The 11274-nt window shown below is 67.8% G+C and carries 11 protein-coding genes; 7 read left to right on the plus strand and 4 right to left on the minus strand.

Features of this window, described 5'->3' with window-relative positions; genetic code table 11:
- Window positions 1–8 precede the first annotated feature (8 nt).
- The 4 genes from FEJ81_RS01145 to FEJ81_RS01160 all read right to left on the minus strand — a co-directional run bounded on the left by FEJ81_RS01145 (window position 9) and on the right by FEJ81_RS01160 (window position 1772).
- The gene (locus FEJ81_RS01145; RefSeq protein ID WP_138243542.1) at window positions 9–257 is read right to left on the minus strand and encodes a hypothetical protein; all 249 of its coding nucleotides are present in this window, start codon (window positions 255–257) and stop codon (window positions 9–11) included.
- Window positions 258–359: 102 nt separating this feature from the next.
- Window positions 360–710, minus strand: a complete 351-nt coding sequence (locus tag FEJ81_RS01150; RefSeq protein ID WP_138243543.1) for a hypothetical protein — start codon at window positions 708–710, stop codon at window positions 360–362.
- Window positions 711–896: 186 nt separating this feature from the next.
- The gene (locus tag FEJ81_RS01155; protein ID WP_138243544.1) at window positions 897–1271 is read right to left on the minus strand and encodes a hypothetical protein; all 375 of its coding nucleotides are present in this window, start codon (window positions 1269–1271) and stop codon (window positions 897–899) included.
- A 21-nt stretch (window positions 1272–1292) separates the two neighbouring features.
- Entirely contained in the window at window positions 1293–1772 is a 480-nt protein-coding gene (locus tag FEJ81_RS01160) for a hypothetical protein (protein ID WP_138243545.1), read from the minus strand.
- A gap of 286 nt (window positions 1773–2058) precedes the next feature.
- Here FEJ81_RS01160 and FEJ81_RS01165 point away from each other — a divergent pair, with 286 nt between their 5' ends.
- The 7 genes from FEJ81_RS01165 (at window position 2059) to FEJ81_RS01195 (ending at window position 11219) form a co-directional block, all read left to right on the plus strand.
- Entirely contained in the window at window positions 2059–2652 is a 594-nt protein-coding gene (locus FEJ81_RS01165) for a DJ-1/PfpI family protein (protein WP_138243546.1), read from the plus strand.
- Window positions 2653–2703: 51 nt separating this feature from the next.
- Complete coding sequence (locus FEJ81_RS01170) at window positions 2704–3354, plus strand: HAD family hydrolase (RefSeq protein ID WP_138243547.1); 651 nt, start codon at window positions 2704–2706, stop codon at window positions 3352–3354.
- A gap of 188 nt (window positions 3355–3542) precedes the next feature.
- Window positions 3543–4661: a hypothetical protein gene (locus tag FEJ81_RS01175; protein WP_138243548.1), complete on the plus strand. Its 1119-nt coding sequence runs from the start codon at window positions 3543–3545 to the stop codon at window positions 4659–4661.
- A gap of 72 nt (window positions 4662–4733) precedes the next feature.
- On the plus strand, window positions 4734–5792 hold the full coding sequence (locus FEJ81_RS01180; protein WP_138243549.1) for a hypothetical protein: 1059 nt from the start codon (window positions 4734–4736) through the stop codon (window positions 5790–5792).
- A 1-nt stretch (window position 5793) separates the two neighbouring features.
- A complete protein-coding gene (locus tag FEJ81_RS01185; RefSeq protein ID WP_138243550.1) occupies window positions 5794–6522 on the plus strand; it encodes a hypothetical protein in 729 nt (242 codons plus the stop codon).
- A complete protein-coding gene (locus FEJ81_RS01190; protein ID WP_138243551.1) occupies window positions 6515–8278 on the plus strand; it encodes an ATP-binding protein in 1764 nt (587 codons plus the stop codon). Before FEJ81_RS01185 ends, FEJ81_RS01190 begins: the two co-directional genes overlap by 8 nt.
- Window positions 8271–11219, plus strand: a complete 2949-nt coding sequence (locus FEJ81_RS01195; RefSeq protein ID WP_138243552.1) for a hypothetical protein — start codon at window positions 8271–8273, stop codon at window positions 11217–11219. Before FEJ81_RS01190 ends, FEJ81_RS01195 begins: the two co-directional genes overlap by 8 nt.
- Window positions 11220–11274: the final 55 nt, after the last annotated feature.

The following is an 11274-nucleotide window of genomic DNA, read 5'->3' on the forward strand; positions in this document are numbered from 1 at the left end:
CTCGGTGGTCAGCTACTATCGCCGTTCGGAGCGCCCGCATCACCGCCGGGGGTTAGTCCGCGAACGACCTCACCGAGGGCCTCGAGCGCGCCGTTGACGAAGTCGGATATCGTCCCCAAGATATCGGAGACGAACTCCGGGACCGGGTCCGGGAGATCGTCCGGGGGACCGTCAGCTGTCTGTGCCGTCGCAGCGCCCGTCGCGCTGATGAGAAGCGTTACCGAAATCGCGATCGTGAGTAGCGTTCGTCTCTGCATCACGATCGGAGCGTGGTCACTCGAGCCCTTCAACCGGTTAGTTCGTGGACCCGATTTGCCCCGATTTGCGCCGAGTATCGATCGCTTTCGACGGTGACGGACCTACGCACCGGGGACGCCGAACGCGCCGACGCCGAGTCTCAGAACGGCGTTGAGCACGAAGAGGATCGCGAGCGCGGCGAGCCACGCGATGAATCCGATGGCCGCGGCCGTCCCCCAGCCGCCGGGATACCGCCAGTTGATTACCCAGACCCACGCGATCAGCGCGAGTATCGGGCCGAGAAGCGGGATCCACGAGGTTAGTGCCCACGCGATCGCGCCGAGAACCGCGGTGACGATCGCGTACGAGTAGTCCTCGACGTCGACGATGAACCGCGCGCTGGCGAAGATCGCCAGCGCACCGACGAGGAGCGCGACGACGAAGGCGACGAGCGAGCCGATGATTGCAACCATACGAAACGCTTCGGTGGCCGGATAATTATAGCCGTGTGGTGGCGCCTCGAGGTGCCGGTAGCACGGACCGACTCGAGTCTCACGAGCGATCGCTCGGATCGGATCGCCGGGCTACCGAGTCGTGTCCGTAGAATACGGCCGGCCTACCGGGACGTGGGTGGAGGAAAGCGCCAGCGGGAATGTGATTCAGGTACCCGGCACGCCGAGCGCCGAGACCGAGCCGATGCCGACCAGTTCCAGGGCCGCGAGGACGACTACCGCGGCGGCCCACGCGGCCGCGCCGACGCCGAGCGAGCGCAGCCAGCCGAGCCGGTAGCGCCGCTTGACGACCGCGATCCACGCCGTGAGCGCCAGCAGGCCGCCGAGCAACGGCACCGGCTCGAGCAGGGTCCACGCCAGCGCGCCGAGCAGCGCGGTCAGCACCGCGTGGCCGTAGTCACGGGCGTCGGCGACGACGTGGGTGCCGACGTGGAGGGCCACGCCACCGATCAGCAGGCTCACGGCGAACGCCAGCAGCTGGTCCTCGAGCCCGATCGATGCCGGCTGAGCGAGTGGCGGCATGAGAGTCGATGAGATGGCGGATTATTCGTCGCCGTCGGCCGACTCGTTGCTGTCGTCGCTCTCTTCGTCGGTGCTCTCCTGTGACTCGTCGCCGTCGTCGGCGGTCTCGTCGGTGTCGTCAGCTGCGTCACCGCCGTCGTCAGTGGCGTCGTCGTCCGACTCGTCGTCACCCGGCGTCACCTCGCTGACAGCGTCGCCGAGCGAGCCGTCGAGATCGCCGCTCAGGAACGACGAAATCCGATCGTGGATTCCGGAGACGTGTTCGGGGACCTGCTCGGGGAGGTCAGCGTTCGGCCCCTGTCCGTTCTCTTCGCCGGCTGTAGCGCCGGCAGCGGCTCCGTTCCCGGCTCGTTCGTCCGCGTGTTCGTTCGCCTGTTGTTCGTCGGTGCTATCCGCGCCCGTATCAACGGACACGGGTGCGTTTCCGGGCGCCGCGGCGGCGAACCCGGTCGCCATGATCAGTGCGGCACAGGCAACTGCGATGAGCGTTGTTCGGTTCATAGCTCGCATCCGACTCTCGGTGGCCGTATCGACTTGAAGGGGGGATGTCGTGAACACGGATTTCGAGCGTTTGAATCCGTTTCCCGATCGTTTTCGCCGGTTTGGCCCCGGTTTAACGCCGCCAGATCGGGGTTGAGACGGTGGTCGGTGCGTGAGCGGAGTGAGAGGCAATGAGTGACTCGAGCGGCCGCGGGCCCGACGGCGAGGGACCGGCCGACGGCGACCGGCGTCGGGTGAGACGCCGCGCCGACACAACGGATTTCACCGTTGCTCGCGACGATCACGTATGGACGATATGACCGCCGAAATCGTGCTGTTCGACGGCTTCGACGAACTCGACGCCATCGGCCCCTACGAGGTCCTCGAGAACGGGGCCGACGCCGGCGCGTCGATCGAGACGCGGCTGGTGACCCTCGAGGAGACCGCGCTCGTGACGGCGAGTCACGGGCTCCGCGTCGAGCCCGACGGGGTCCTCGGCGAGCCCGACCTGCTCGTCGTTCCCGGCGGCGGGTGGACCACCGAGGGCGGCGTCCGAGCCGCCGTCGAGGACGGGCGCTTGCCGGAGGCCGTCACCGCGCGGCACGCGGACGGCGCGACGGTCGCGTCGGTCTGTACCGGCGCGATGATACTTGCCGACGCCGGCCTGCTCGAGGGGCGGCCCGCGACCTCCCATCAGGTCGCGATCGATGATCTCGAGGCGTACGCCGGAAGCGTGATCGACGACCGGGTCGTCGACGACGGCGACGTGCTCACCGCCGGCGGGGTCACCGCGGGGATCGATCTCGCGCTGTGGCTGCTCGAGCGGGAGTTCGGCGCGGAAATCGCCGAGGCGGTCGAGACCGAGATGGAGCACGAACGGCGCGGTGCGGTCTTCGGCTGAGTGTCGTTCGGGCCAAACGGCTATACGCGGCGATCGAATACCTCGCCGTACATGCCTGCTGTGTTGTTCGATATGGACGGCGTGCTCGTCAACAGCGAAGACTACTGGGTCGACTTCCAGCGCGAGGACATCTTCCCCGCGGCCGTCCCCGACGAGGACGTCGATGTCGCCGAGACGAGCGGGATGAACTTCCGCGAGATCTACGACTACCTCGACGCGGAGTACGGCACCGCTATCTCCCGCGAAGAGTTCATCCGGCGCTTTACCGAAGCCGCCGAGGAGATCTACACCGACCGCGTCGAGCTACTGGGCGGTCTCCGCGACCTCCTCGCCGAACTGGACGACCGCGGCGTCCCGACCGCGCTCGTCTCCTCCTCGCCCCACGACTGGATCGGAATGGTCACGGAACGCTTCGACCTCGAGGGCGCGTTCGACCGCGTCATCAGCGCCGACGACATCGACGCGGCGAGCAAACCGGCCCCCGATGTCTTCGAGTACGCGGCCGACGAAATCGGCGTTCCCGCCGCGGACTGTGTCGTCGTCGAGGACTCGGCGAATGGAATCGAGGCGGCCGCTCGAGCGGGGACGATCGTCGTCGCCTACCGGATCGACGCCCACGGCGACATCGACCGCTCGCCGGCGGACGAGATCGTGGACTCGCCGGCCGAACTTCGAGAACGCGTCCTCGAGACGGCAGCGTAACGCTGCCCGCGATCGCTTGCGACCGCGGGTGATCGCTGTGCTCGTTTTCTCGATCCCCATTGGCGCCGGCTCTCCCGCGACCGTTTTTTTTCGATATTTCCGCTCGAGCTGTTGAAATATCCACCACTGTCGGGAAACGAATACAACGGTCGCAAGGTTTAGTATGCGAGCATATAACTCACTCTACAATGACGCTCTTACCGGTCGATACCGACGTTCTGGAAGACGTCTGTCGCGACATCGCCCAGGACAACTACGGATTTATCTACGTCTCCGATCAGAAGAACGAGATCAAGTCCGCCTACGAAAGCGCCGATATCGGTCTCGTCAACGCGCGGTCGCTCTCCTCGAGCGACATGCGCAAGGCGCTGACCGAAATGACGGCCGACGAGTTCATCGACCTCGAGCAACTCCGGGACGGCGTCTTCTACGTGGATCCGTTCGGCGTCAAGGGAAACATGAACATCACCCGGGAACTGACCAACCTGTTCGGCCAGCGGCTGGTCGTCACCGGGGAGACCCTGCGCTCGCGGTTCTCGCTCGCGATCGACGACATGGAGTTCTTCGCCGACGAACTCGCCGACCGGAACTACGTCCGGCGGATCACCGCCGGCAAACGCGACTACTACACGATCGGTCCCCAGCTCAAGGAACACGCCGACGACGTCGGCCTGGACTCGCGGCTCGAGCGGGAGGCCTCGAACGGGAAGATCGCCCACGGCGACCTCGAGAGCGTCATCGACGTCGATGCGACGTCCGACGTGATCCGGTATCTCGACCGCGAGGGATATATCGTCGACCTCGACGGGGAGTATCTGGTCGAGGAGGCGATCGACGAGTACGCCCGGTATCTGGCCGAACGGATCGAAGACGACGTGGAGGCCGAGTTCGCGGACTCGAGTTACGTGCTCCGAACCGGCGAGTTCGAGCAGGTCGTCGAAAACGAGATCGCCAGCCGGTTCGATGTCCTCTCGACGGCTCGAAGCGTCCGCAGCGAGATCCTCGAGAGCACCCGCGACTCGGTGGTCGACCGGCTCGGGCTCGATCGGGGCCGGGAGATGGTCGAGGCTGTCGGCCCCTTCGAGGACGTGGTCGAGGACCACGCCAGACGGATCCGAACCGACCTGAAAGCCGAGCAGGACCAGTTGCCCGGCACGCTGCCGGAGTGGGTCGAACTGGCCGAGGAACACTTCGAAGAACTGCAGGTGAGCAACGCGACGGAAGTCAACGAGTACGTCCGCGACGCGGTTCGGGACCGCTACCGGTGCCTCGTCAACGAGGAGGAGTTCGGCGGTATGGCCGCCTAACGGGCCGGAACGTATAATCGAACGCGACACACAGTCATCCTGAACGACCGACGCGACCGCAACAGAGACACAATGCCTCAAAAGTACGAATTCGAACGCATCGAAAGCGACGGACGGGAGTTCGTGATCGCCGACCCAGTCAACCAGACCGACGACCCGGTTCGCCTCGACGCCCGCTGGATCGAGGGCGACGACATCGAAGGCGAGTGGGAGCGGGCCATCCGGGCGATCATCAAGACCGATCTGCTGGGATCGATGGAACTCAAGGAGGGGAACGGGCGGATCGACCGCAGACGGGCGATCGAGACGCTCGCTTCGGCCAGCGACGAGGAGGGCGACATCGTCACGAGCGAACAGCAGGCCGAGGCGCTGCTCGAGTTCCTCGCCCACGAGGACATCCTGGACCTGCAGGGCGGACAGGTCGTGATGCTCCGCAACCCCAGCGACAACCCCGAGGAGATAAACGGCCGGATGATCCTCAACTGGGCGGCCGCGATCGACGCCTGCGTCGAGAAGATCTCCGAGACGATCGACCGGGTCGACGGCGCGAAGGAGAAACTCGAGAACCGGATGGCCGACATCGACCAGAGTTCCGGGAAGATCGACGAACACCTCGAAGAGACCGCACAGGAACTGAAGAGCCTCGGTACCGGCGCGGGCGTCCCGAAAGACCCGTCGTCGCTCCCGGAAGAGGAGCGGGAACGCTTCAAACAGCTCAAGCGGAAGCTGATCTACCACAAGAAGATGAAGGAGGCCGATCAGGAGAACTTGGCCGAGAAGGTCGAGAGCGGTGCCGATAGGCTGGCCGACAACATCGAGATGCTGGAGTCGGCCAAGACGACGCTCGGGAACAAGCGCGAACAGGTCCGGACCCAAGCGCTCAAGAAGCAGACGTTCCCCGACGAGGCGATGAACATCGTCGACAACATGGGGGAGCTGACGACCCAACTCGCCGGCGTCGGCGGCTTCGAGGAGGAGCTAGAGAACACGGCAGACCACGAGCTAGACTCGATGGCCGACGACATCCTCAGCGATATCGGCTCGCTCGGCGAGACCGCACAGCAGACGGCCGGCGAGGAGGTCGAGGAGACAGACCCCGAAACCGAGGCCAGCGAACTCGGGATGTCGTAGGATGCGCGCAGACTCGTTGCTGCAGGGGGTTCGTCGGGTCGACGAACAGGGGGAGCGGCTCCTCTCCGTGCGGACCTTCTCGGGTTCGGAACCCGCACTGTGGGTCGACATCGCAATGGCTGCCCTCGTCGATCTCGCCGAACTACTTCGCGCCGGGGCACCGTTCCCGCCGCGACTCGAGACTGAGATCGAAGCCGAGGCCGGCGATCGAGCGGGCCGTGACTGCCTGCCAGACGGCGGCTCCGATCGAACGGCAACGGAGTCGGAGGACGGTCCGGAAGACCGGGACGACCTCGTCCGACTGGTCCTCGAGACCGGGTACGAGCGCGGGTCGACGCCGATCGAGCGTCTCGAGCCGGCGGTCGCCGACCGCGTCGCGGCCGCCGAGCGCCTCGAGACCGTCGACTCGCGGGTGATCGTGCCGCTGTCTCCCGCCGCGCCGTATGCACGCAACTGGCGACCGCTCATCGAGACCTTACTCGAGCGACTCGAGGGCGTCCGCGAGGACTTCGAGCGGATCGTCCGTCGGGTGCGGGCCGGCGACGCCGACGGGCCGCTCGCAACCGGCTGCGAGGCGATCACCCAGATGCTCGAGACGCTCTCGCTGGTCGTTCGCCGGGCCGACGCCGACGCGCGGTACGTCCGCGACCGGGCGGACCACCAGCAGGACGAACTGTTATCGACGATCGAGGACGCGACGACGCAGCTACGGAGTGACGACAATGCATAACCTGACGCCAATACTGAAGCGAGATCAGCCGACGTCCCGGATCAAGATTGGAGCGAAGAAGGTCGGGCCCAACACCGACACCGTCGAGATTCGCCACAACGACAGGCGGGCCTTCTTCTACGTCGAACCGGTCGACGACTCGATCATCGACGGGATCGGGAACAAGGTCCGGATGCACCAGAACGTCGAAACCGTCTTCGGCGGCATCGACCGGGGCAAGGACTTCCTCGTCGATTCCGACGTCTCGAAACGCGACGTCGTGGAGTGTTCGTCGGCGAAGATCCACACCAGCGAGATCATCCCCGACGACCTCGAGCCGTTCCTCCGGGAGAACGACTACCTCCTCCATCGGATGGAGGAAGTCGTCCCGAAAGGCGACGAACTGGCGACCTTCGAGGTCGCGGCGATGGAGCCGACCGATTACGCCACGCTCCGGGTCACGCCGAATACCGACCTCGAGTTCATCGACGCCGGGGAACTCCGGGAGCTTCGCGCGACCAGAACGGCGGCGGGTCGCGGCCCCGGTCCCGGCGGGGCCGGCGAGGAGGGGGCTGACGACGAGGAGGTTCAGGTCTCGCTCGAGCCGAAGAAGCCGACCGTCAGCTTCGAGGCGGACGTCGCCGGGCTGCCGGAGGTCAAGCGGACCGCGGAGAACCTGCTCGCGCTGTTCGATCCCGACGTTCGCGACGAGGTCATCGACCGCTACGGCGACGAGTTCGCCTCGCGGGGCAACAGCATGCTGCTCTATGGACCGCCGGGCTGTGGCAAGACGCTCATCTCGGAGGCGATCGCCTACGAGGCGAAGTTCAACTCCCGCATCGAGGAGAGCTACGGCGAGGTCAAGTTCCTCGAGATCAAGGGCAGCGACGTGCTCTCGAAGTACTCCGGGGAGTCGGAGAAACGCGTCGAGGCGATCTTCGAGAAGGCCCACGGGATCGCACAGGACGGCTTCGCGGTCCTCTTTTTCGACGAGGTCGACACCCTCATTCCGGACCGCGGTGACGACTCCTTACAGCGCCACGAGCGGTCGCTGACAAACGCCTTCCTGCAGGAGATGAACGAGATCGAGGACAACCTGCTCGTGATCGGGGCGACGAACATGCCGTTTACCATCGATCCGGCGGCGACCCGCCGGTTCCCGATCCAGCAGTTCATTCCCCAGCCCGACGAGACGGTCATGGCGGAGGTCTGGCGCAAACACCTCTCCGAGATGGCCGGCACGACGGCGGTCGATTACGATCGTATCGGGGAGCGATCGAAGGGGTACACCCCGGCCGAGATCGCCGACCGCGTCCTCGGGAGCGAACTCCAGCGCGAACTCGTCGAGAGCGTCCACCTCCCCGATCGGGAGCCGATCGAACCGGACACCGACTACTTCCTCGAGCGCCTCGAGGCGACCGAGCCGAAGACGATCCGCCAGTACGTCGCGAGCGTGCGGACCCAGATCGACGACCTCGAGGGCTACCCCGAACTCAAACGCTACGTCGAGGAGCAGGCCGACCGGCTGGGGATGTCCCTCGGTTCAGAGCCGTCGTCGCTCGGCCAGTTGCTCGGCGGCGACCCGGCCGCGACGGACGGGGCCGCGACGCCGGCGGAGGTGGCTACGACGGACGGAACCGCGACATCGTCGGACGAACCGCCCTCGGAGCCGGCGGCGACGGACGACTCGAGTTCGGACATGGCGGAGATCGACATCTCGGAGCCCGACGAGGCGGACGGGGACGCCGGCTCGAGCGGAGGTGAGGGCGATGAGTGACGGCTACCGGCAGGTCGGCTCCTTCGAGAGCGGCCGCGTCGACGCCGTCGGCGTCGGCGACGGGGCGATCGCGCTCGGGACCGACGACCGCGTCGTCGTGGCCACGGGCGGAGACAGCCTCGAGATCGACCACGGCGAACGGGTCGTCGACCTCGCGCTGGCCGATCGCGTGCTCGTCCTCTCGGCGGACGCGTTGACGACCTACTCGCGGGACGGCGACCGGATTCGACAGCAGCCGGTCGCGGACGCCCACGCGATTGCCGCCGTCCCCGAGACGGGACTCGTTGGCGTGCTCGGGCCGGACCGGCTCCGCGCCGTCGATATCGCGACCGGCCGCGAGCGGTTCGATATCGAGCGCACCCGGCCGGGCGGGCCGGCCGACGACGGCCTGCTCGGCACGCCCTCGGGCTTCGTGATCGCGACGTGGTCGTTCCTGACCCGGATCGACCCCGACGGCGAGGTCGCCTTCGACCGGAACCTCGAGGCCGTCGTGCGGAGTCTGGGGCGGTGTGACAACGCGATCGTCGCCGCCCTGCAGAACGATCGGCTCGTCTCGGCCGACCTCGAGACCGGCGAGTCGTGCTGGCAGACGGAACTCGCGGCGGACCACGTCGCGCCGGTCGGCGACTCGTCGGTGCTGGTGACCACGGCGGACGGCATCCGCGCGGTCGACCCCGCGGGCGAGACGACCTCGGTTTCGGGCCTCTCGAGCGGCGACGGCTACGCGACGGCCGACGGGTCGCTCGTCTGTGCGATCCGGGACGGAACGGTGTCGATCCACGCGCACAGCCGCGACCGACTCCGGCTCGCGGTCCCGACCGACGGCGTCGGCGTCGGCGGGACGATCGATGTCGAGGTGACCAACGTCACCGACCGAGAGCGCCGCGTCTCACTGACCGCCGCCGTCGACGGGGCGACGCTCTCGCCGAACGAACGGACCGCAGCGATCGAGGCGGGCGAGACGACGCTCGTGGACTTCCCGGTCGAATCGGTCAGGGCCGAAGGCGAGACGGAAGTCGAACTCGCCGTCGACGGCTCGGTCGTCGAGCGGGCGGCGATCGAACTCGACGACGCCGCGAGCGGCGGGATCGCCGTCGAAACCGATCTCGAGGTGACGGCGATCGACCACGGCGTCGCCGAACTCGCGGTCACCGTCGAGAACGTCGGCGGCGTGGCGCTCGAGGACGTTCGGCTCCGCGAGACGGACGCGGGAACGGACGCGCTCGAGCCCGGCGAGACGTGGACGGGGACCGTCACGCGGCCGTACGAACCCGACCGGCGGGTCTCGGTCGGCCTCGAGGTCGCCCGCGGCGAGCGCCGCCGGGAGTACGCCCCGACGTGTACGCTGCCGCCGATGCCGACGATCGACGTCGAACCCGACGAGGACGCGATCCGTGCGACCGTCGAGATCGATGGTACGATCCCCGTCGTCGACCGGCTCGTGATCGAGCTTCCGGGGGCGGGCCGCGTCCGGACCGAGGTGACCGTCGAGGGCGACGACCTGCTGCTCGTCGTCCCCCGGTTCGAGGACGGCACCGCCCGGATCGGCCTCGAGTCGATCGACGTCGACGAGCGGGTCCGGCTCTCCGGCGCGGGTCCGGGAACGCTCTCGGGCTCGTCGGGGCTCGGCGGCGCGAGCCGGTCCCAATCGCCCCGATCTGCTCGGTCCGCCCGATCCGAGTCGACCGCCACGCCGTCCGCGACGGCCGACGATTCGGTCGGCGACGGCGGTGCTTCAGACGGGTCGGCGGTCGGAACTGAGCCGGTGGACGGGGACGCGCCGGAGCCGGCGGACAGTATCGAAGACCGTCCCGAAACGGCCGTTGGCGGCCCCGCAGTCGCAGACGCCGAGGAACGCCCAAGCCCCGAGCCCGCCGAATCCGCGACCGCCGACGAGACCGCCGGCGGCCCTCGCATCGTCGCGACGCGGCGGCCCGACGACGAGCGGGCCCCGGTCGGTCACGCGGTTCGCGACCGGATCGAACTCGAGAACGAGGGCGAATCGGCGGCGACCGTCGCCGTCGACATTGGTGATTCGACCGTCGACGTCGGCCGGCTCGCGGGCGGTGAGCGGACGACCCTCGAGCGCTCGGTGGCGATTCTCTCGGGCGAGAGCACCACCCTGCCATCCGCGTCGATCAGCGTCGACGGGGACGTTCGCGAGCGGCTTTCCGAGCGCACCATTACTGCCGGCGAGGACGGCGTCGCCGTTCGGGCCACCATCGATCCGACCGACGGGACCGTCGTCGCCGACCTCGAGAACCGCGACGATCGGCCCCGTCGGGTTCGCGGGCTCGAGATCGCCGGCCGCGCGGTCCCGCTCGAGGCGCGCCTCGCCGCCGGCGAGTCGACGACCGCGACCGCCAGTCCCGAGCGATGGGACGCGGCGGGCGTGGGCGGGGCCGCGGACGCTATTGAGGGGACACTAAAAGTCACCGACGGGGACGGCACCGAGCGCCGGATCGATATCGTCGCGACGGTCTCGTCCGTCGCGTCCGGCTCCGGCGATGACGGCGACCGGTTCCGGATCGCGATCGGCCCGGAGACGCAGGTCGCCGGCGAGTACGGAACCGTCGTGCTCGTCTTCGAGAACGAGGGCGACCGGCCGCTGTCGGACGTCGCGGTGTCGGCGACCGGCGAGCCGATCAACGAACTGTTCTACTCGGAAGCGCGCCGCGAACGCCTCGAGCCCGGCGATCGGATCGAGCACTTCGTCGACATCGAACCCGGCGTGTCCGACCCCTCGTTCGACGCGACGGTGCGGTACGCGGTCGACGACGCCGAGCGCGAACACGCCGTTCGCGCGGCCGGCCCCTCGGTCGCGGACGAGGCCGACTGGACCGACGCACACCGCGAGCGCTGGTCGATCGACCGCGTCGAAAACGAATCGTCGAATCGGAGCGTCCCGTCGTCGCTGTCGACGCCGTTCCGCCTCGAGTAGGCGGGTTCGGTCGCCGGGACGGAATCGCCGTCACCGGCCGGCCGGCCGGAGACGG

This window comes from Natrinema versiforme, assembly GCF_005576615.1.
GTDB lineage: Archaea > Halobacteriota > Halobacteria > Halobacteriales > Natrialbaceae > Natrinema > Natrinema versiforme_A.